We start from the raw sequence: 20,214 nt of genomic DNA on the forward strand, positions 1-20,214 counted from the left end.
CGGCTCAGACGAGGGTGAGGTGGCGGCGGGGTGTCGCGGCGGCCTCGTGGTCGAGCAGCCACCGCTTCACCGGCGTCCCCCAGCGGAAGCCGCCGAGCCCGCCGTCGGAACCGAGCACCCGGTGGCACGGCACGAACAGCGCGGCGGCGTTGCGGGCGCAGGCGTTGGCCGCCGCCCGGACCGCCGAGGGACGGCCGCACCGCGCCGCGAAGGCGGCGTAGGTGTCCGGCTCGCCGGCCGGCACGGTGCGCAGCACCTCCCAGGCGTCCTCGAGGAAGGGGCCGGAGCGCTGCCGCACCGGTACGTCGTCGATCGCGGCGACGTCGCCGTCGACGAAGGCCTCCACCGTGTCCAGGACGGGCAGGTGCTCGGCCCGCTCGACCCACGTGGGTCGCAGCGAGCGGTGCACCACGGGCAGCAGCTCGGCGACGTCGTCGGTCCAGCCGCTGGCGAGGACGACGTCGGAGCCGTCGGGCGCGGAGGTGACGACGACGGTGAACGGTCCCGGTGGCGTGTCGATGGCGGCGAACCGGGCGGGCTGGGGGGTCATGAGGCGCTCCGTTCGGGGAGGGACGGCGGACGGCGGGTGAACAGGTCCGGGACGGCCATCGCCCACAGGTGCATGACGGCGTACGAACGCCACGGGCGCCAGCGGGTGGCCGCATCGGTGTCGGAGCTGCCGAGCCGGGCCAGCGAGCGCCGCAACGCGAGGTCACCGGGTAGCCACACGTCGGGGTCGGCCAGCCCGCGCAGGGCGACCAGCGCCGCGGTCCACGGCCCGATGCCGGGCACCGCGCGCAGCGCCCGGACGGCGTCGTCCCGGTCCGCGCCCGGGTCGAGGGGCACCGCGCCGTCGGCGAGGGCGGCGGCGAGTGCGTGCACCGTGCGCCGGCGCGCCCCGGTGAGCCCGACGGCGCCCAGGTCGGCCTCGGCGAGCGCGGCGCCCCGGGGGAAGACGTGCGTGAGGGTGCCGACCGGTTCGGGCAGCGGCGTGCCGGCCGCCGTCAGGAGCCGGGCGGTGAGCGTGCGGGCGCCGGCCACCGACACCTGCTGGCCGAGCACGGCGCGCACCGCGAGCTCGGCGGCGTCGGGGGCGGCGGGCACCCGCCGGCCGGGTGCGCCGGCGACCAGCGCGGCCAGCGCCGGGTCGGCCCCGAGGACGTCGTCGACCGCGGCGGGGTCCGCGTCCAGGTCGAGCACCCGGCGGCAGCGGGCCACGGCCACCCCGAGGTCGCGCAGCGCGGCGAGCCGCAGCCGCGCGGTCACCCCGGGGGCGCCGGCGGTCGGGGAGAGGCGGACGACGGCGGGCCCGTGCGGCAGGTCCAGCACGCGGGAGTACGTCGTCCCGTCCCACTCCTCGAGGCCCGGGACGGCGTGCGCGCCCAGGAACAGCAGGACCTCGTCGGCCGGGTAGGGGGCTCGGGCGGCCAGCCGGAGGGTGAGCTCGCCGGGGATGCCGGCCGCGGCCGCGGGCGCGGTGCGACGCAGCCCGCTCGGCGTGGTCGCGAACACCTCGCGCACGGTGTCGTTGAACTGCCGGATGCTGGCGAACCCGGCGGCGAAGGCGACGTCGGCCATGGGCAGGTCCGTCGTCTCGATGAGCAGCCGGGCGGTCTGCGCGCGCTGGGCGCGGGCCAGGGCCAGCGGTCCGACGCCGAGCTCGGCGACGAGCAGCCGGTGCAGCTGCCGCTCGGAGTAGCCGAGCCGGGCGGCCAGGCCCGGGACGCCCGAGCGCTCCACCTCGCCGTCCCCGATCAGCCGCATGGCGCGGGCGACGACGTCGGCCCGGACGTCCCACTCGGGTGACCCGGGGACGGCGTCGGGGCGGCACCGGCGGCAGGCCCGGTAGCCGGCGCCCTGGGCGGCGGCCGCGGTGGAGAAGAAGCTGACGTTGCGGGCCAGCGGGGTGCGGGCCGGGCAGGAGGGCCGGCAGTAGATGCCGGTGGTGGCGACGGCGGTGAAGAACCAGCCGTCGAACCGGGCGTCGCGGCTGGCCACCGCCCGGTAGCAGCGCTCGGCGTCGAGGGACTGCGTCATGCAGCGAGCATGGCAGCCGGGAGGGGCGGGGACTGGCGGGTTTCGGACGCGGCCGTCGCCGTCAGTGCAGGCGACCGTCGTCGCCGACCACCCGCAGGTGCGGCCCGGTGCTCACGTCGGCCCGGACGTCGTGGACCTGTGGCAGGCCCGCCGCCCTCCGGACGCGGTTCTCCGGGACGTCGATCGCCGTGGCCAGGGCCGCCGCGAGCCGCTCGCTGACCATGCCCGAGTGCCGGCCGTGCGCGATCCGGGCGATCGTCTCCGGGGCGACCGCCCAGCGCGACCGTCGCGAGGCGTCCTCGGCGGTCGCTCCCAGTTCCAGCAGGCGCCGCTGGACCAGCTCCTGCAGAGCGTTGTCGGCCACGCGGGCAGGTTAGGTCGTCGCCGTGCGGCCAGACAGTCCCCGCCTCGACGACGACCCCGGTCCCGTCGAGCGGTCGGGCCACCCCGGGCCCCCGTGGTGCTCTCCGCCCTCCGGCGGTGGTGCAATGCCGCAGATGCGCGCACGACACCGCACGGGCGAGGGCCGGCACGCCGGTCCGGGGTCCGGCCGGTGAGCGTCGTCGTCCGGGCCGCGCGGCCGTCGGACGCCGCGGGGTTGGCGGCGCTGAGCCGGGCGGCGATCGAGGAGTCCGCGGCGGAGCACTACACGCCGGCGCAGCGCGCGGTGTGGGCGGCGCGGCGGTCGCAGGCGGCGCACGCCCGGTTCATCGAGGCGACCTGCGTGGTGGTGGCGGAGGTGGACGGGGTCGTGGCCGGGTTCGCCTCGGTCGCGTTGTCGGCCGTCGACGGGCTGGTGCCGGGGGAGGTCGACCAGCTGTTCGTGACGCCGCCCGCGGGCGGACGCGGCGTGGCGCGCGCGTTGCTGACCGCGGTGGAGTCCGTGGCGCGGTCGGCGGGGCTGGCGTCGCTGGTCACCCACGCGTCGTGGCGGGCCGCGCCGGTGTTCCAGCGGCTGGGCTACCGGCAGGTCGCGGTCGAGAGCGTGGTCCTGGACGGCGAGACGCTGACGCGGGCGCGGATGGTCAAGCCCCTGGCCTGACCGGCCTCAGGCCGCCGTCCCCCTCGGCGGTGGCCGACGGCACTGCCCGCGCGACCAGCTCGACCAGGCGCCGGCTGACCTCGGCGCGCCGCTCCAGCTGGACCATGTGCCCGGCGCCCGGGTACACGGCCAGCTCGGCGAGCGGCAGTGCGTCGGCGATGACCCGGCTGTGCTCGATGGGGCACAGCCGGTCCGCGTCGCCGACGGCGACCAGCGCGGGGACCTCGGCGAGGGCCTCCAGTGCGCGCACCCGGTCGTGGTCGGAGAAGGTGGGGAGGAAGGCGGCCACGGTCTCGGCGGAGCAGGTGCGGTGCACCTCCAGCGTCGTCCGGACGTCCTCGGGGTCGGCGTCCCTGCTGAAGATCAGCCGCATGTCCGAGCCGCCGACCTTCCGCGCCCTGCCGGCGAGCTCGGCGCGGGCGTTGCGCTCGCTGAGCACCGGCAGCAGCTTCCGCACCACCCGGGCCACGGGTGCGGGGAGACCGTAGGTGACGGCGTCCATCCCGCCGGAGCTGGTGGCGACGAAGGCGGCGGCGACGACACGGTCGCCGAAGAGCTCGGGTCGCTGCTCCGCCAGCGCCATGAGCGTCATCCCGCCCATCGAGTGGCCACCCACGACGACGGGGCCGGTCGGGGCGACGTCGGCGATGACGCGGGCCAGGTCGCGGCCGAGCTGGTCGATGGTGGCGCGCTCGCGCGTCGTGCGGCCGGAGGCGCCGTGCCCACGGTGGTCGTAGGTGACGACGCGCAGGTCGGGGCGCGCGGCGAGGAGGTCCTGCACCTGGCCGGCCCACAGCCGGGAGGACTGCACGTAACCGTGCGCCAGGACGACGGTGGCACCGGGCTGCTCGGCGCCGGACACCTCCACGTGCAGCGGGACGCCGTCCTCGGTGAGCACGGTGCGCTCCTGCCCGCGGAGGGCCGGCGGCGAGGGCGTCGACGCGACCGTGGGGCGGGGCGACCGCCGGCGGGCGGCGGCCGCCCCGGCGGCGACGGTGAGGCCGGCGAGGACGACGGTGCGTGGGCGCATCGGCCCAGTCTGCCCGTGCGGGGCAGGGGCCCTGCGGGCTCCGGGGCGTTCCCCCGTCGGCGTCCCCGGCTCCTCGCGGGTGGTCAGTAGTTGCGGCCGTTGATCTCCCAACCGCCGTCGACCGGCAGGGTCTGGCCCGTCACGAACGACGACTCGTCGGACAGCAGGAAGGTGATGGCGGCGGCGATCTCCTCCGGCCGCCCCAGGCGCTTGATGAGGTGCGCGTTCGCGTTGATCTGCTTCTGCTCGGGGGTGATGTCCTGGAGGATCGGGGTGTCGATCGTCCCCGGTGCGACGGCGTTCACGCGGATGTTCTTCTCGGCGTAGCTGTACGCGACCTGCTGGGTGAGGCCGATGACCCCGGCCTTCGCCGCGGAGTACGAGGCGAGGTTGAGCATCCCCTTCAGCGCCGCGAGGGAGGAGACGTTGACGATGCTGCCGCCGCCGGCCTCGATCATCGAGGGGATGACGTGTTTCATCCCCAGCCAGACGCCCTTGAGGTCGGTGTCCAGGACGGTGTCCCAGGCCTCCTCGGTGAGGTCGACGACCTCGTCGGGGGACTGCATGTTGACCACGCCCGCCACGTTGGCGAGCAGGTCGACCTTGCCGTGGGTGGTGACCGCGTGCTCGACCAGCCCTCGCCAGTCGTCGGCCCGGCGGGTGTCCATGACGTGGTGCTCTGCCTGTCCGCCCTCGTCGACGATCGACTTCACGGTGGTCTCGTCGCTCTTGAGGTCGGCGACGAGCACCACGGCTCCCTCCCGCGCGATCCGGCTCGCGGTCGCCTGACCGATCCCCTGTGCGCCACCGGTGACGATGGCCACGCGTCCTCCCAATGAGCCCATGCCGGCCTGCTCCTCTCCTCGTCCGTGGGTGCCGCGGTGCACGCGGCCGGGGCGGGTCCGGCGGTCCTCCTCCGGGATCGCCCCGCCCTGGAACCTAGGGACGGAGCGGGGGAGCCGGCACCGCCCTCGTCGAGCCGCCGTTGTGGGTGTCACCAAGGGGGCGCGCCCGCGACGGTCGCCCGCCGCCCACGGGGAGGCGCGTCGGTCACCGGGCGCAGACCCGGTCGCGGGCAGCTACCCGCCGGCCAGGTCCAGCACCTGGAAGGCCAGCCGGGCGGTGAGGAGCGCGTCGAGGCTCGCGGGGTCCCGGCCGGTGACCTCCCTGATGCGGTTCAACCTGTACCTGACGGTGTTCTCGTGCACGCCGAGCGCGGCACTGGCCGGCTGGACGCGGCCCTCGGCCGCGAGGAACGCCCGCCAGGTCGCGAGCAGGGCACCGTCGTCGCCGTCGTGCTCGCGCAGCGGCCGCACGAGGTCGTGGGCGAAGCGCACCGCCTCCTTCACCCGGCCGCTGTTGAGCACCAGCCGGAACAGGCCCAGCTCGTCGACGGTGCGCACGCCGTCGGTCCAGCCGAAGGCGCGCAGCAGGTCGTCGACGTCGCGCAGCTCGCGGTGGGCGACGGTGAAGTCGGTCGCGCTGTGGCAGACGCTGGAGATGACCGCGCTGCGGGTGCCCGACGCCGGGGCGAGGGCGGCCACGACGGACTCCACGGCCGACCGCAGCCCCTCGGGGCCGGCCTGACCGGCGTCGCGGTCCACCCGGACCAGCACGATGACGGCACCGGGCAGGCTCACCGCCGGTGGCTCGCCGCCGCCCAGGGCCGTGGCGAACTGCCGCACCACGAGGTGGCGGCCCGCCGAGGCACTGGGCTGCTGCCCGCCGGTGGCCAGGCACATGCGGACCAGCACGTGCGGCTCGGAGAGGTCGACGCCGAACTGCAGGCCACGCCGGGTCAGCTGCTCCTCGTCGCGCGAGCCGCGCAGCAGGTCGGAGAGGTAGTCGTCGCGGGCCTGGCCCTCGGCCTCCACCTGCCGACGTTCGGACAGGACCTGGAGGGAGAGGACTGTCGCGCCCCGCTCGGCGAGCTTGGTGTCGAGGTCACTGAGGCCGCGGCCGACCTCGACGATGCTGAGGTAGCCGCTCGGTGCCCCCTCGATGACCAGCCGGCACACGAGGTTGCGGGGACCGAGCCCCACCGTGCGGGTGGGGGGCACCACCGCGGAGGGGCGCCCGGTGCGGAGGGCGGACAGGGCGGCGCGCACCGAGGGGACGGCGAGGGTGCTGGGCGCGAGGACCGGCGGGACCGACATCTTGAGGCCCGGGGGTGCCGCCCACGTGAGGACCTGGAACTCCTCGTCGTAGAGCACCACCGGCTTGGCCGACAGCTGGCTGAGCAGGCTCACCACGGCGCGGATGTCGGCGCCGTGGAGGACGGCGTTGGTGAGCTCGCGGTGGACGTCGGCGAGGTACTCCAGCACGTTGCGCTGCCGTACCGCCTCGGCGACCTTGTCCTTCAGCCGCGCGTTGAGCATGGCCTGCCGGATGAACAGCGCGGCGAGCCGGGCGAAGAGCGTGGTGAGGGCGATGTCCTCGTCGCTGTAGGCGTGCTCCCGGTCGACGTCGTCGACGAAGATGATGCCGATGACCTCGTCGTCGAAGACGAGCGGGACGCCGAGCATGGCGCGCACGCCCCACCGCTCCATCGTGCGGCGGTGCGGGCGCGGGTCGCGGGTCACGTCGCTGATCAGCACCGGCGTCATGGTGCTGATGACCTCGCGACTGAAGTCGTCGTCCGGGATGCCGGCTTCCTGGGCCTTGACCGCCTCGGTGATGTCACCGGCCCGTTCGCAGTGGCCGGCGGCTCCGAAGAAGCGGCCGTCGTCGCGGCGCAGGTACACCGAGCACCGGCTGACGCCGAGCAGGTGGCACAGCTGCTTGCCGACCAGCTTGAGCAGGTCCTCCAGCGAGGCGGCGGTGATGGCCTCGGTGGTGATCTCGCTGAAGGCGGCGATCACCTCGCGCTCCCGGCGGTCCGCCGGTCCGCCGTCCGCCTCCGGGTCGGGCCGATCGGTCTGCCGAGGGGCCGGAAGGGTCGACGTCACGGCAACGTGCACGGGCCACCACCTCGTTGTGCGAGCCTCTGCTGGCTCGCAGTGTGCCCGCTCGACGGCCCCGGCGGGGCGGCTGTGGGAGTTCCCGGCGGGGGTCCGGGCCGGCGTGGCCGGCCCGGACCCGGACCTGGTCAGGCGGCGACCGGGGTCTTGGCCTTCATCTTGTGCAGTTCGGGGACCACCTTCTCGCCGAAGAGCTTCAGGCTGGACTCGACCTTGTCGTAGGGCATCCCCGCGAAGGAGAAGGCCGCGTTGGCCATGAAGTCCCCGATGACCTCCCGGCGGTGCGCGTACTTCTCCACGATCTGCTGCGGCGTCCCGTAGACGTTGGCCTCCACGTAGGCGGCCGCGGCGTTCTCCATACCGGCTTCCCGGATCATGTCGGCGCCGGCCTGGTAGGCCTCGTAGCCCTTCGTCTCCCGCCAGTGCGAACCGGCGAAGTCGTAGTGCTTGATGACCGACAGGAAGTACCGGGAGATGTACTCCTGCGCCACGCGGCGGGCCTCCTCCTCGTCCTCGTGGCAGAAGGTGAAGTCCTGCAGCAGGGGAGGGCCGGGCAGCCGGCCGTGCTTCTCCAGGTGCAGGTCCCGCCAGCGGGCCAGTGCCTCGGCGTGGGTCTCGATGTCGTACTGCATGAACGTCATCAGCTGGACGCCGAGGTCGGCGATCGGCGGGACGGAGTCCGGCGACATGGCCGCGGCGAAGAGCCGGTCCTTCCACGGCCGGTCGGGGCTCGGTGCGGGGCGGATGGCGGCGCGGGGCTGCGGGTAGAGCGGGCCGTCGTTCTGCACGAAGCCGTCGTCCAGCCCTCGGACCACCATCGCCGCGGCCTCGTCGAAGCGCTGCCGGGCCTCGTTCATGTCGGTGCGGAAGGCCTCGTACTCCATCTTCGCCAGCCCGCGTCCCAGGCCCAGGAGCACGCGACCCTGGGACATGTGGTCGAGCATGACCGCCTTCTCGACGACGCGGAGCGGGTCGTTCCACGGCAGGATCACCGCTCCGGTGCCGAGCTTGACGCGCGAGGTGCGCGCGGCGAGGTAGGCCATGATCTGCAGGTTGTCCGGACACATCGAGTAGTCGTCGAAGTGGTGCTCGGCCGACCACACCGAGTCGAACCCGTACTCCTCGGCGAGCACGCCGAGGTTGAGGTCCCGGGTGAAGACCTCCTCGTCACTCATGTCCTCGAACCAGTTCTGGAAGACGAGCAGAACACCGACGTCCATGGACGATCTCCTCTGATGCGGTTCCGGGTGGGGTGGGGCGGGACGGTCAGGGCGCGACGAACACCGCGCGGGTGTGCTCGGTGTCCAGGTACTCCTTGACGCTCTGGACCTGGCCGTCCCGGACGACGAACACGAAGTGGTAGGCGTTGTTGTAGACGCGGCCGTTGCGCAGTTCGCAGTAGGACTCGGTCTCCACCGCCACCCGGTCGCCCTCGGCGGTCCAGGCGTGCGGGGTGAGGCGGATCGCGCCGGTGGTGGCCAGGCCGGACAGCGAGGACAGCATCTCCCCGAACGCGGCCTTGTCCTTGGTGCCGGAGATGCCCTCGATGTCCCCAGCGACCCACCAGGTGGCCGAGTCCGACAGGAAGGACAGGATCTTCTCGACGTCGCCGGCGGAGAACACCTCCATGAACTCCGCCACCAGCGCCTTGTTCGCCTCCTCGCGGCTCCGGGTCTCCTCCTGGGTGCTCATGCGCCACTCCTCGTCTCGGGGGGCCGTGTCGGCTCCAGTGGTGTCCCGACGCTAGGGAGGGCGCCGCGGGGCGACCATCCCCGTGCGGTGGCGCGGTTGGAGGTCAGCACAACCGCCTACCGGGCCGTGCCGCCGAAGGAGGCCAGCAGCCCGCCGTCCACCGGCACCGTGGCCCCCGTCATGTAGCTCGCGCCGGCCACGGCGACGACGACATCGGCGATCTCCGCGGCCGTTCCCACCCGTCCGGCGGGGATGGCCGCGAGGATCCGTTCCCGGGCCCGGCCGCTGAGACCGGCGGTCATCTCGGTGTCCACGAAGCCCGGGACGACGAGGTTGACCCGGATCCCGCGGGGCGCGAGCTCGACGGCCAGGACCTGCGTCAGCCCGCTGAGCCCGGCCTTGGCCGAGCCGTAGGCGACGTCACCCGGGAAGCCGCGGAAGCCCACGACCGCACCCACGTTGACCACCGCCGATCCCGCACCGAGCAGCGGGACGGCGGCGCGGCAGACCTCGAAGGCACCGCTGAGGTTGGTCCCGACCACCTCGTCCCAGGCCTCCCGGGTGAGGTTCTCCACCCGTCCGCCCCGGTGCACGCCGGCGCAGTTGACGACGACGTCGACCGACCCGAAGCGGTCGCGCACGACATCCAGGCCCGCGTGCACCGACGCTGCGTCGGTGACGTCGACGGAGACGTGCAACCGGTCGGGGCACTCGCCGTCACCGGTCGCGGACCGGGCGAACGTCGCCACCCGGTCCCCGATCGTGGCGGCCCGCTCCGCGACGGCGCGACCGATGCCGCGCGAGCCGCCGGTGACCACCCAGGTCCGCACCCGGTCCGTCGGTGCACTCATCGGTTCAGGAAGCCGACCAGCTCCGCCAGGTACTTGTCGCGCTCCTCGATGAACGGGGCATGGCCGCTGTGCTCGAACTCGACCAGACGGGCGTCCGGCCACAGGCCGACGGCGGCCTCGGCGCCGGAGAACGGCACGAAGGCGTCCTGCCGGCCGTGCAGCACCAGGACGGGCACCTCGATCGTGGCGAGGGTCTTGCGCTGGTCCAGCTCGGCGAGGTCCCGCAGCGAGTCGGTGCCGCGCGGCCCCATCTCGAGGAACATCGCCCACATCCAGTCCACGACCTCCGGGCTGACCGGCGCCGCGCACACAGCTGAGGCCACCGCCTTGAACGTCGTGGCGGGGTCGCTCTCCACGCCGGCCAGCACGCCCTCGACGTCGGCCACGCCGCCGCCGTGCGGCCAGTCCGGCGCGGCGGTGTAGCGCGGCGTGGCGCCGCCGGTGAGGACGAGGCCGGAGAGGTTCGAGCCGAGCCGGGCCGCGGCCTCGACGGCCACCGCGCCGCCGAAGGACCAGCCGTTGAGCACCGGGGAGTCCAGGGACAGCTCCTCGCACAGCCGGGCCACGTCGGCGCCGATGGCCCCGGTGCTGACGTCGTCGAAGTCCTTGTCCGAGCGTCCGCAGGCGCGGTGGTCGAGGGTGACCACCGTGTTGCCGTTGGCCCGCAGGGCGGGCAGGACGCCGTCCCAGCAGCGGGTGGCCATGCCCCAGCCGTGGATCAGCACGATCGGCCGGCCGGACCCCTTGTGGTGCTCGAAGTAGATGCGTCGAGTCCCCTCGACCTCCAGGAATGCCATGGTGTCTCCTCCAGGCTCGCAACGGTGCGGCGGACGCTAGGGGCGCCGGCGGCCGCGGGGCACCGGTCCGCGTCGGGGGCGTTGGAGGCGTCTACAACGACGGGCCCGGCACGGCTGCACGCAGGCGTTTCTTGTCGACCTTCCCGACGCTGGTCCGCGGCAGTTCGGTCACGACGAGCACGCGCTCGGGCAGCCACCACCCCGGCACCCGGTCGCGCAGGTGGTCGAGCAGCTCCGCCGGGCCGGCCGTCGAGCCGTCGTCCAGGACGACCACGGCCACCGGTCGCTCCTGCCAGCGCTCGTGCGGCACGGCGACCACCGCCGCTTCCCGGACGGCGGGGTGGTCCAGCAGCGCCTGCTCCAGCTCCACGGAGCTGATCCACTCCCCGCCGCTCTTGATGAGGTCCTTGCTCCGGTCCACGATCCGCAGCCAGCCCCCGGGGTCGATGGTGGCGATGTCGCCGGTGCGCAACCACCCCTCGTGGAAGGACTCGGGGTGCTCGTCGCGGAAGTACCTGCTCGCCACCCACGGCCCGCGCATCAGCAGCTCGCCGCGGTGCACGCCGTCGTGCGGCACGTCGCGCAGGTCGTCGTCCACCAGCCGCCACTCCAGGCCGGGCAGCAGCCGGCCCTGCGTGCGGACGTAGGCGTGCCGGGCGGCGGGGTCACCGTCGGCGCTCGCCGGCGGCCGGGCGAAGGTGCCCATGGGCGAGATCTCGGTCATGCCCCAGCCCTGGTAGACCGGGACGCCGAGGTCGCACTCCAGGGTGCGGAGCAGCTCCAGGCTCGGGGTGGAGCCGCCGAGGACGAGGGCCCGGAGGCTGCTGAGGTCGGCGCCGGTGGCCTTCGCGTGGCGGGCCAGGTCCACGGCCACCGTGGGGACCATGCCGACGTAGGTCACCCGCTCGGCCTCGATGATGCGGGCGATCTCCGGCGGGGTGGGGTGCGGGCCGGGCAGGACCTGGCGGGCGCCGGACATCAGCGCGGCGAACGGGATGCCCCAGGCATTGGCGTGGAACATCGGGACGACGTGCAGCACGGTGTCCCGCTCGGAGATCGCGTGCCCGTCGGCGAGGCAGGCGGCGAAGGTGTGCAGGTACAGGGCGCGGTGGGAGTAGCCGACGCCCTTCGGCAGCCCGGTGGTGCCCGAGGTGTAGCACAGCGCGGCGAGGTCCTCCTCGCCGACGGCGGGCGGGGCGTCCAGGTCCGGGCCCTCGGCCACGAGGTCCTCGTAGTCCAGCAGCCCCGGTCCGCCGTCCCCGCCGTCGGTGACGACGACGAGCAGGTCGGGGCGCCGGGCCCGGACCTGCTCGAGCAGCGGCAGCAGGGAGCGGTCGACGACGATCACCCGGTCCTCGGCGTGCTCGACGATGTAGCTGATCTCGGTGGGCTCCAGGCGCAGGTTGACGGTGTGCAGCACCGCGCCGGCCAGTGGGACGGCGGAGTAGAGCTCCAGGTGCCGGCGGTGGTTCCAGGCGAGGGTGGCGACCCGGTCGCCGGGGCGGACCCCGAGGCGCACCAGCGCCCCGGCCAGCCGGACGACGCGGGCGTGGTGCTCGCGGTGGGTGTAGCGGTGCGCCTCGGTGCCCGCGCGGTACTCGACGACCTCCCGGTCGCCGAAGAGGTCGCGGGCCCGCCGGACGAACCCGGAGATCAGCAGCGGGCTGCTCATCCGGCCACCACGGCCTCGGCCTCGGTCTCGGCTGCGAGCCGCTGCCGCACCCGCGGCACCACCTTGGTCGCCAGGACCTCGATCCGTTCGGAACCGCTGTCGACCGACTCGCCGGGCAGCTGCGCCCAGAAGTGCACGTCCTTGATCTGGGGGCGCTCGCGCAGCAGGGCGGTGAGCTCGTCGACCGCGGTGTCCGGGTCCCACAGCGTGAACGCGCCGCCGGCGACGAGCTGGTCGGGGTCGGCGAACCGGGGCACCTGGTCGGCGGGGCCGAAGGCGCCCCAGGAGACGTAGTTGTTGATCTGGTAGAGCGCGTGCTCCCCGATGCGGGCCCAGGTGCGCTCCGGGTCGTCGGCGATCACGGCCCACTGCCCGGCGTAGATGCGGCCCTCGTCGACCGGCTTGCCGAGGCGCTCCAGGGCGTCCAGGTAGGACTGCTGGTGGGCGTTCTGCGTGCTGAGGAACCCGTCACCGATCCGGGCGGCACGCTCGATCGCCGGGTCGGCCATGGCCCCGACGAGCAGGCTCGGGGTCTGCTCGGGGACCGGGGTGACCGGGACGTCGGGGAGGCGGAACCGTTTGCCCTCGTAGGGCTCGCGGGAGCCGGACCAGGCCCGCCGGATCAGCTCGACGCTCTCCTCGAGCAGGCTCGGGCGCTGCTTGAGCTCTCGGCCGAAGGCGGCGAACTCCGGCGCCCAGTAGCCCTGGCCCAGGCCGAGGTCGAAACGCCCGCCGGTGAGCAGGGAGACGGTCGCGGCGTCCTCGGCCAGCCGGACCGGGTTGTGCAACGGCGCGACGATGAGGTTGGTGCCGATCCGCATGGTGCTGGTGCGCTGACCGATCGCCGAGGCCAGGACGAAGGGGGAGGGGGTGTACCCGTCCTCGACGAAGTGGTGCTCGGTCAGCCACACCGAGCCGATCCCGAGGGACTCGGCCCAGGCGATCTGGTCCAGCGCCTCGGCGTACAGGGCGCTGAAGGACCGCGGCCAGCGCGCGGGGTTCCGGAAGTCGTACCAGAGGCCGAAGGTGCAGTCGCGCTCGCTCACGGGCGTCTCCCTCGAGGTGCTCACCGGGTCCCGCCCGAGGGCGGGGCATCGTCGCGGCTCAGCGTGGAGCCGGGCGCGGGCGACCGTCACCGGTGGGGTGCGCGCGCGGTTGTAGCCCCCTCCAACGGCTCGGCCTCAGCGGGCGGCGCCGAGGCCGACGGTCGCCGCTGCCTCCTCCAGCAGGGCGGGGACGTCGTCCTCCAGCGCGGCGGCGTACTCGGTCTGCAACTGCCCGTCCAGGTGCTGGGTGTAGGCGGCCTCGACGATGGCGGCGAGCTTGAAGAAGGCCAGGCCCTGGTAGTAGGGCAGGTGCGGCACGGCAGCCCCGGTCGCCGCCTCGTACCTGGCCAGCAGGTGTGCGCGCGGCGGGGCGCCCGGGACCCGGGAGACCGCCTGGATGCGCGGCATCGCGCAGGGGGTCACCGGCCGCTCGCCCCAGAAGGCCAGCAGCAGGCCGAGGTCGAGCAGGGGGTCCCCGATCGTCGCCATCTCCCAGTCGATGACCGCGAGCAGCCGCGGGCTCGCCGTCGAGAACAGGCAGTTGTCGAGGTGGTAGTCGCCGTGCAGCAGTGCCGGGGGCCGGTCGGCGGGGCGGTGGCCCTCCAGCCAGTCCGCCAGCGCCTCCATGCGGGGCAGCGGCCGGCGGGCGACGGACCGCCACTGCCCGTACCAGCGGGGCACCTGCCGGGCCAGGAACTGGTCCGGCCGGCCGAACCCGTCCAGCCCGGCCGCACGCCAGTCCACCCGGTGGACGGCGGCCAGCGCGTCGACCACGGCGTCGGCGACCACGGCCGGCGCGGCGGGGTCGTCGGCATAGGCCGGCGGCAGCGCGTCGGTGATGGACACGGAGTCGGGGACGCGTTCCATCACCAGGAACGGCGCGAGGGGGACGGCGGGGTCCTCGCACAGCGCGATCGGTGCCGGGGCGGGGACGCCGGTGCCGGCGAGTGCGGCGAGCAGCCGGTGCTCGCGCGCGACGCTGTGCGCCGACGTCGACAGGGCGTGCTGCGGTGGGCGGCGGAGCACGACCTCGACGCCGTCGCCGCGCACCAGGCAGGTCTCGTTGGAGTTGCCGCCGGCCAGGCGGGCCAGCTCCCACGGGCCCGGCGAGCCGGTGTGCCGGGTGAGCCACCCCGCCAGCGCGCCGGCCACGCCCGTGCCCGTCGTCGTCCCGGTCACTGGGCCGCCACGGCGACCTCGAGGTGGTCGCGGAAGCGGGCGAGGGCCTCGGCCCGCCGGGTGGGGACGTGCTCGGTGGGGACCGCCCGCGGCGTGTAGTCGCGCAGCACCCGCCGGGCGACGGTCACCCGGTGCACCTCGTCGGGGCCGTCGTAGATCCGGGCGGCACGCGCCCACCGGTACATCTGCTCCAGCGGCATGTCCGTGGAGAACCCCAGCGAGCCGTGCACCTGGATCGCCCGGTCGATGACGTCGTGGAGCACGGTCGCCCCGTGGTACTTGATCATCGCGATCTCCGTGCGGGCCGCGGACGCGCCGACCTGGTCGATCTTCCACGCCGCCTGCAGGGTGAGCAGACGAGCCGCCTCGATGGCCGCCTTCGAGTCGGCGACCCAGTTCTGCACCGTCTGCTTCTCCGACAGCAGGCTGCCGTGGACGTCGATGCTGACCGCGCGCTCGCAGAGCATGTCGAACGCGCGCCGGCAGACGCCGATCCAGCGCATGCAGTGGTGGATGCGACCGGGCCCGAGACGCTTCTGCGCCAGCGTGAACGCCTGCCCGCGCTCGCCGAGCAGGTTCTCCTCGGGCACGCGGACGTCGTCGTAGGTGACCTCGCAGTGCGACCACACCGGGTGCCGGCCGTCGGGGTCGTTCATCAGCCCGATCTCCCGGATGCCGATGCCAGGGGTCGACCGGGGCACGATCAGCATCGACATCCGCTGGTGCGGTGGGGCGTCGGGCTCGGTGACCGCCATGACGATGTGGAAGTCGGCACGCCCGGCGTTGCCGACGAACCACTTCCGACCGTTGAGCACCCACTCGCCGTCGACAAGGCGGGCGTTGCTGGTGAACTGCCGCGGGTCCGAGCCGGTGCCCTGCTCGGTCATCGAGAAGGCGCTGAGCAGCCGGCCGTCGAGCAGGGGGTGCATCCACTGCTGCTTCTGGGCCTCGGTGCCGGCGAGGGCGAGCAGCTCGGCGTTGCCCGAGTCCGGCGCCTGGCAGCCGAAGACGTAGGGCGCGAGCTCCGTCGTCCCCAGGATCTCGTGCAGCAGGCCCAGCCGGAGCTGCCCGTACCCCTGGCCGCCGAGCTCCGGGTCCAGGTGAGCGGCCCACAGCGACTGCTCCTTCACCCTCTCCTGCAGGGGCGCGGCCAGCCGGCGGAACTCGGCGTGGTCGAGGTCCAGGGTCTCCAGCGGGTAGATCTCGGTGCGGACGAACTCGCGGGCCCAGTCCAGCTTCGCGGCGAACTCCGGTTCGGTGGAGAAGTCCCAGGCCATGCGGCCTCCTCGTCTGCTCGGCGCGGGGCGGTCGACGGCCGGGTGCCGTGTCTGGACGCGCCCGACGGGAACGACGCTAGGAAGGGACCGCGGGGGCGGCCAGCCGCCCTCTGCTCCGCCGTTGTAGGAAGGCACAAGGCTCCGAGCGGGCCGACGGGGGCGCCCGCCGGGGGCCGTACCCTCGACTCCCGTGAGTCTCACCATCGGCATCGTCGGGCTGCCCAACGTCGGCAAGTCGACGCTGTTCAACGCGTTGACCAAGAACGACGTCCTGGCCGCGAACTACCCGTTCGCCACCATCGAGCCCAACGTCGGTGTGGTCGGCGTCCCGGACCCGCGGCTGCAGAAGCTCGCGGAGCTCTTCGGCTCGCAGAAGGTCATCCCGGCGACGGTGTCGTTCGTGGACATCGCCGGCATCGTGCGCGGCGCGTCGGAGGGTGCGGGGCTCGGGAACAAGTTCCTGGCGAACATCCGCGAGAGCGACGCCATCTGCCAGGTGATCCGCGTGTTCACCGACCCCGACGTCGTGCACGTCGAGGGGAAGGTCGACCCGGCCGACGACATCGAGACGATCAACACCGAGCTGGTCCTCGCCGACATGCAGACGCTGGAGAAGGCCGTCCCGCGGCTGGAGAAGGAGGCGAAGAAGGACAAGGAGCGCGCGGCGCTGCTGGCCTCCGCCCTCGACGCGCAGAAGGTGCTGCACGAGGGGAGGACGCTGTTCGCCGCGGGCGTCGACCCCGAGCCGCTGCGGGAGCTGACCCTGCTGACCACCAAGCCGTTCCTCTACGTCTTCAACGTGGACGAGGAGGAGCTGGCCAACGAGTCGCTGATCGAGGAGCTGCGGGCGCTGGTGGCGCCGGCCGAGGCGATCCTGATGGACGCCAAGATCGAGGCCGAGCTCGCCGAGCTGCCCGAGGAGGAGGCCGCCGAGCTGCTCGCCGGCATCGGCCAGGACGAACCCGGCCTGCACCAGCTGGCCCGTGTCGGCTTCGGCACCCTCGGCCTGCAGACCTATCTGACCGCCGGGCCCAAGGAGGCCCGCGCCTGGACGATCCCGATCGGCGCGACCGCGCCCCAGGCTGCCGGGGTCATCCACACCGACTTCCAGCGTGGCTTCATCAAGGCCGAGATCGTCTCCTTCGACCAGCTCGTGGAGGCCGGCTCCATGCAGGAGGCCAAGTCGCGCGGCTGGGTCCGCATGGAGGGCAAGGACTACGTCATGCAGGACGGCGACGTCGTGGAGTTCCGCTTCAACGTGTGACTCCCTCATCTCTGTGCAGCTCAGTCGCGTGCGGACTGCTCCGGTGGCACTGGGGCAGGACAGAGGACGGGTTCACGACGTCGGAGGGGCATCCAGGGAGCTGTACTGCTCGTGATGCGGTCCGGCGTCCGTGACCGGGGCAACCACTCCGGCGAGACCGGACTGCGGCAGTGCTCGACAGCGAGTGCCTATGGATGGCTGGCACTCGCTGTCGAGCACTGCTCGTCGACTAGCCCGGAATCGTTCCATGGCAGGTGAGGGTTCCCTGACCTGATGCAGTCCACACGATGTGTGAGTCGGTCGTCGTCCCGGCAGGGCCGACGCGACAGGGGAACCCGGATGCTTGGAAGGGTTTCACGGATCCCCTTTCGACCTGGCCACGGCAAACCAGATTGACCCGGCCGCTGGGTGTGACGACCGCTTGCATGTCCGTTGTTCTGACCGTCGCGGTGCCTTCAGCATTGGTCCGCATGGTGCATCCTGCGCCCCTGATGATGTCGGCCCCATCTCCTGGTGCCGCGTGCGCGGCACCACCAAGGAGCACTATTGCTGGGGTCATTGCCACCGTTGCCAGGGCAGCAGTCATTGTGCGCCGCATGAGTCCCATCTCCTCATGTCCGCCGCCGGGTTATCCCGGCCACCGGATGCGGTTCCGCCCTTGGAGAATCATGGGCGGTCATCTGCGGTGCCTAGCCAATGGCTGCTTGCCATTGCTCCTCGGATGACACGATGCGGTCCCAAGAAGGGGGCCCCGCGCCGATGACGATTCGCGTCCTGGCCGCTACGGAGGAGAGGGTAACGTCACTACGGGGAAGGCCGTCCGTCCCTGTCGGTCACCCGGGGTTGCGGGCAATCGGTCGCTCTAGCGACCTGTTCACCGGGTGAGGGGTTTGGGCAGTCCCCGCTAACCGTCGCCGTCGCCGCCGTCCCCCGCGTCACCGAAGCCCGGGCTCCAGTCGGGCGGGGGTTCCGCTGGCCCGGCTGGGTGAAGAGCGATCGTCTCTTCGAGCGCTACGGGCTCCGGTAAGTGCTGATAGCCGGGGCTGGCGCCGTCGGGCCAGCGTGTACGAGCATCGTCCGGTGTTGTCATGACCGTCACCTTCCGCCACCCGCAGTGTGGCGTCGACAGTCCGCGCCGCATCGACAGGCCGAACTCTGGCGGCCGAGGTACTGGGTCGCGACCAGGCCGGTCGCCATGGCGTCGGCGACGCCCCCCTGGGGTGTCGGGCGACGATCCGGCCGCTCACGCCCGGGGATCGTCCGGCTGGACCTCACGCCCGGGGAGGTCCTCGACCGGCACCGGTACGGGTGCTGCGGCCCCGAAGACCCTCCCGGCGGCCGTGATCGTGCCCTTCAGGACGTGCTGCACGTAGTTCGCGGCGGCCATGGGACCCAGGCCGAAGGGCAACAGCCCGGCCAGGAGCGGTGGGCCGACCGCCAGCGCCCATGCCCGGAGGATCTCCGACTGTGAGTCGGCGATCTCCTGTCGGTCCGACGCCGGCAGGGACGCCAGAGCGTCGTACGAACCGGTCTGCCCCACCAGCGGGGCGTGGCGTCCCAGGACCGCCTCGGGACGGATCCTCCCGGTCCTGTCGATCTCGACCGCTCCCTCCGTGAGGACGAGGAGCACGGCCAGGCGGGTCAGTTCAGGGTCGGTGAGGTCCCTCTCGTGGAGCAGTCCGACCTTGACCGCCGCACTCACCGCCTCCTTGAGGACCTCCCTCAGCGCGACCGGGAGCGCCGCTGCCGAGATCACCGTCCCGTAGCCCGGGAGGATCGAGGGCAGGGAGTAGGAGACCGCTCGTGCCGCCCTGATCCGGTTCCCGCGCGTCACCTGGTCGACCAGCTCTCCCGGTGCGACCAGGGGTCTGCCCGCCCGCACCTTGCCGACGACCTGCCGGGCCTCCTCGAGGGAGGGTTGGAGTGTCCGGTTGATCAACGCCAGCGCGCGCTCGACGGTCGACTCGATGTCGAACTCCGGCTTCGGGAAGGTGAATCCGCCAGTCATGTCCGTCTCCTGTCCGTCGGCGACTCCCGGAGGATGCCAGCGGGCCACTCGGCAACGGGGGCCACGGAGCGTGGGCGCCGAGACGGGGAGCGCCGACCGGCCGGTCAGCGCCGTTCGGTCACCGGATGCGGCGGCCGGTCAGACCCGTCCCCGGAGGATGCGGCGGAAGTAGATCCTCGGGAGCACGTAGCGGTCGAGGAACCAGGTCGTGCGGCGGGGCTTGATCGGGTCGATGAAGGGCACCGACGGGGTCGGCCGGCTGTTGCGGTCGACCTCGACGAGCATCAGCCGGCGTCGGCTCACGGTGATCGGCATGACCGTGTACCCGTCGTACCGCTGCATCGGCTCCCCGTTCCGGGCGGCCGCCAGGTTCTGGGCCAGGACGTCGACCTGCTTCCGCAGGGCCCCGCCCGACGGACGGGTCGCCACGTCCGCGGCGTCGCCGATCGCCCAGACCGACTGGCACCGGCGGGACCGCAGCGTCTGGGGGTCGATGTCGACCAGGCCCGGGGCCGGGTCGGCGGCGAGGCCGGCGTCGGCGATCCACCGCGGAGCGCGGTAGTGCGGGACGGCGTGGGCGAAGTCGACGTCCTCGATCACCCGTCCGCCGGTCGGCGAGGCGACCGTGATGGCGTGGGTCTCCCAGTCCACCCGCTCCATGTGGGCCTCGCGCAGCACCTCCACGCCGTAGCCGGCGAGGGTGGCGTCGAGGATGGCATCGGCCTCCGGCACGGCCGTCACCGCCGGTCCGGGCAGGAGCAGCCGGACCTCGAGGTCGGCCAGGACGCCGGCGCGCCGCCAGTGGTCGCACGCCATGAGCAGCGGCTTGAGGGCGGTCGGACCGCAGGACGCCGGCTCCGGTGGCACGGTGAACACCACGGAGCCGCTGCGCAATGACGTCAGCCCCGACCACACCAGCGGCGCACTACCCGGGACGTACGTGGAGGCGGCCCACCCGGCGGTGTAGGCGGACTGCAGCCCCGGCGTCGCCTCCCAGTCCTCCACCAGACCCGGGCAGAGGACGAGGGTCGAGCAGTGCAGCGTCCGCCCTCCGCGCGTGCGCACGGTCATGGCGGCCGGATCGACCGACTCGACGCCGTCCCGGACCCACCTGCACCCGTCGGGGACGACGTCCCTCATCGGGCGCTCCAGGTCCGCCATCGTCGCCTGCCCGCCGCCGACGTAGTTGAGCAGCGGCTTGTACCGGTGCACCGGCTGAGGAGCCACGAGGGTGACGTCCGAGGCGCCGTCGCGGAGCAGCCGCGCGGCCAGCGAGATGCCGGCGTTGCCGCCGCCCACGATCAGCACCTCGTGACGTTCCACGTCCGCTCCCGAGAGACAGGCCGCGGACCTCCGTCA

Annotated in this window: 18 protein-coding genes; 2 read left to right on the forward strand and 16 right to left on the reverse strand. The window is 73.4% G+C overall.

The annotated features are described in order from the left end of the window. Window positions 1-4: 4 nt before the first annotated feature. The 3 genes from ACI78V_RS14995 to ACI78V_RS15005 all read right to left on the reverse strand — a co-directional run bounded on the left by ACI78V_RS14995 (window position 5) and on the right by ACI78V_RS15005 (window position 2,401). Window positions 5-550 (reverse strand): methylated-DNA--[protein]-cysteine S-methyltransferase, encoded by a 546-nt coding sequence (locus ACI78V_RS14995; RefSeq protein ID WP_456852068.1) that lies wholly within the window; start codon window positions 548-550, stop codon window positions 5-7. Beyond that, window positions 547-2,037, reverse strand: coding sequence for an AlkA N-terminal domain-containing protein (locus ACI78V_RS15000; protein ID WP_456852070.1), 1,491 nt, complete (start codon window positions 2,035-2,037; stop codon window positions 547-549). Before ACI78V_RS15000 ends, ACI78V_RS14995 begins: the two co-directional genes overlap by 4 nt. A gap of 61 nt (window positions 2,038-2,098) precedes the next feature. Continuing rightward, a complete protein-coding gene (locus ACI78V_RS15005; protein ID WP_456852072.1) occupies window positions 2,099-2,401 on the reverse strand; it encodes a hypothetical protein in 303 nt (100 codons plus the stop codon). Between the two features lie 189 nt (window positions 2,402-2,590). Between ACI78V_RS15005 and ACI78V_RS15010 the strand changes: the two genes are divergently transcribed. Beyond that, window positions 2,591-3,079 (forward strand): GNAT family N-acetyltransferase, encoded by a 489-nt coding sequence (locus tag ACI78V_RS15010; RefSeq protein WP_456852074.1) that lies wholly within the window; start codon window positions 2,591-2,593, stop codon window positions 3,077-3,079. On the opposite strand, the gene ACI78V_RS15015 is transcribed toward ACI78V_RS15010, so the two are convergent. From ACI78V_RS15015 to ACI78V_RS15065, 11 genes are all read right to left on the reverse strand, one after another. Beyond that, window positions 3,063-4,109, reverse strand: coding sequence for an alpha/beta fold hydrolase (locus ACI78V_RS15015; protein ID WP_456852076.1), 1,047 nt, complete (start codon window positions 4,107-4,109; stop codon window positions 3,063-3,065). The two genes, ACI78V_RS15010 and ACI78V_RS15015, sit on opposite strands and share 17 nt — an antisense overlap. Window positions 4,110-4,192: 83 nt before the next feature. Beyond that, complete coding sequence (locus tag ACI78V_RS15020; protein ID WP_456852077.1) at window positions 4,193-4,933, reverse strand: SDR family NAD(P)-dependent oxidoreductase; 741 nt, start codon at window positions 4,931-4,933, stop codon at window positions 4,193-4,195. 255 nt (window positions 4,934-5,188) lie between these two features. Continuing rightward, window positions 5,189-6,970, reverse strand: coding sequence for a GAF domain-containing protein (locus ACI78V_RS15025; RefSeq protein WP_456852079.1), 1,782 nt, complete (start codon window positions 6,968-6,970; stop codon window positions 5,189-5,191). Between the two features lie 227 nt (window positions 6,971-7,197). Then, window positions 7,198-8,289, reverse strand: coding sequence for an LLM class flavin-dependent oxidoreductase (locus ACI78V_RS15030; protein WP_456852081.1), 1,092 nt, complete (start codon window positions 8,287-8,289; stop codon window positions 7,198-7,200). A gap of 46 nt (window positions 8,290-8,335) precedes the next feature. Then, a complete protein-coding gene (locus ACI78V_RS15035; protein WP_456852083.1) occupies window positions 8,336-8,761 on the reverse strand; it encodes a nuclear transport factor 2 family protein in 426 nt (141 codons plus the stop codon). A 116-nt stretch (window positions 8,762-8,877) separates the two neighbouring features. After that, a complete protein-coding gene (locus ACI78V_RS15040; protein WP_456852085.1) occupies window positions 8,878-9,612 on the reverse strand; it encodes an SDR family NAD(P)-dependent oxidoreductase in 735 nt (244 codons plus the stop codon). Then, a complete protein-coding gene (locus ACI78V_RS15045; RefSeq protein ID WP_456852087.1) occupies window positions 9,609-10,409 on the reverse strand; it encodes an alpha/beta fold hydrolase in 801 nt (266 codons plus the stop codon). The genes ACI78V_RS15040 and ACI78V_RS15045 overlap by 4 nt, the downstream gene beginning before the upstream one ends. A 91-nt stretch (window positions 10,410-10,500) precedes the next feature. Beyond that, the gene (locus ACI78V_RS15050) at window positions 10,501-12,081 is read right to left on the reverse strand and encodes a long-chain fatty acid--CoA ligase (protein ID WP_456852089.1); all 1,581 of its coding nucleotides are present in this window, start codon (window positions 12,079-12,081) and stop codon (window positions 10,501-10,503) included. After that, window positions 12,078-13,127: an LLM class flavin-dependent oxidoreductase gene (locus ACI78V_RS15055; RefSeq protein WP_456852091.1), complete on the reverse strand. Its 1,050-nt coding sequence runs from the start codon at window positions 13,125-13,127 to the stop codon at window positions 12,078-12,080. The genes ACI78V_RS15050 and ACI78V_RS15055 overlap by 4 nt, the downstream gene beginning before the upstream one ends. A 135-nt stretch (window positions 13,128-13,262) precedes the next feature. Further along, complete coding sequence (locus ACI78V_RS15060; RefSeq protein ID WP_456852093.1) at window positions 13,263-14,306, reverse strand: phosphotransferase family protein; 1,044 nt, start codon at window positions 14,304-14,306, stop codon at window positions 13,263-13,265. Beyond that, complete coding sequence (locus ACI78V_RS15065) at window positions 14,303-15,583, reverse strand: acyl-CoA dehydrogenase family protein (RefSeq protein ID WP_456852095.1); 1,281 nt, start codon at window positions 15,581-15,583, stop codon at window positions 14,303-14,305. Before ACI78V_RS15065 ends, ACI78V_RS15060 begins: the two co-directional genes overlap by 4 nt. A gap of 190 nt (window positions 15,584-15,773) precedes the next feature. Between ACI78V_RS15065 and ychF the strand changes: the two genes are divergently transcribed. Then, window positions 15,774-16,847 carry a redox-regulated ATPase YchF gene (gene ychF / locus ACI78V_RS15070; RefSeq protein WP_456852097.1) on the forward strand — a complete coding sequence of 358 codons (1,074 nt, stop codon included), beginning with the start codon at window positions 15,774-15,776 and terminating at the stop codon, window positions 16,845-16,847. Window positions 16,848-18,090: 1,243 nt separating this feature from the next. On the opposite strand, the gene ACI78V_RS15075 is transcribed toward ychF, so the two are convergent. Together ACI78V_RS15075 and ACI78V_RS15080 are read right to left on the reverse strand one after the other, a co-directional pair. After that, window positions 18,091-18,855 (reverse strand): hypothetical protein, encoded by a 765-nt coding sequence (locus ACI78V_RS15075; RefSeq protein ID WP_456852099.1) that lies wholly within the window; start codon window positions 18,853-18,855, stop codon window positions 18,091-18,093. A gap of 138 nt (window positions 18,856-18,993) precedes the next feature. Then, window positions 18,994-20,178: an NAD(P)/FAD-dependent oxidoreductase gene (locus tag ACI78V_RS15080; RefSeq protein ID WP_456852101.1), complete on the reverse strand. Its 1,185-nt coding sequence runs from the start codon at window positions 20,176-20,178 to the stop codon at window positions 18,994-18,996. Window positions 20,179-20,214: the final 36 nt, after the last annotated feature.

It is taken from the genome of Geodermatophilus sp. SYSU D00742 (assembly GCF_054049935.1).

Excerpts from the sequence above, each read along its gene's own strand:
- ACI78V_RS14995 (WP_456852068.1), bottom strand. The coding sequence starts at position 550 with ATGACCCCCCAGCCCGCCCGGTTCGCCGCCATCGACACGCCACCGGGA.
- ACI78V_RS15000 (WP_456852070.1), bottom strand. The coding sequence starts at position 2,037 with ATGACGCAGTCCCTCGACGCCGAGCGCTGCTACCGGGCGGTGGCCAGC.
- ACI78V_RS15015 (WP_456852076.1), bottom strand. The coding sequence starts at position 4,109 with ATGCGCCCACGCACCGTCGTCCTCGCCGGCCTCACCGTCGCCGCCGGG.
- ACI78V_RS15030 (WP_456852081.1), bottom strand. The coding sequence starts at position 8,289 with ATGGACGTCGGTGTTCTGCTCGTCTTCCAGAACTGGTTCGAGGACATG.
- ACI78V_RS15035 (WP_456852083.1), bottom strand. The coding sequence starts at position 8,761 with ATGAGCACCCAGGAGGAGACCCGGAGCCGCGAGGAGGCGAACAAGGCG.
- ACI78V_RS15040 (WP_456852085.1), bottom strand. The coding sequence starts at position 9,612 with ATGAGTGCACCGACGGACCGGGTGCGGACCTGGGTGGTCACCGGCGGC.
- ACI78V_RS15045 (WP_456852087.1), bottom strand. The coding sequence starts at position 10,409 with ATGGCATTCCTGGAGGTCGAGGGGACTCGACGCATCTACTTCGAGCAC.
- ACI78V_RS15050 (WP_456852089.1), bottom strand. The coding sequence starts at position 12,081 with ATGAGCAGCCCGCTGCTGATCTCCGGGTTCGTCCGGCGGGCCCGCGAC.
- ACI78V_RS15065 (WP_456852095.1), bottom strand. The coding sequence starts at position 15,583 with ATGGCCTGGGACTTCTCCACCGAACCGGAGTTCGCCGCGAAGCTGGAC.
- ACI78V_RS15075 (WP_456852099.1), bottom strand. The coding sequence starts at position 18,855 with ATGACTGGCGGATTCACCTTCCCGAAGCCGGAGTTCGACATCGAGTCG.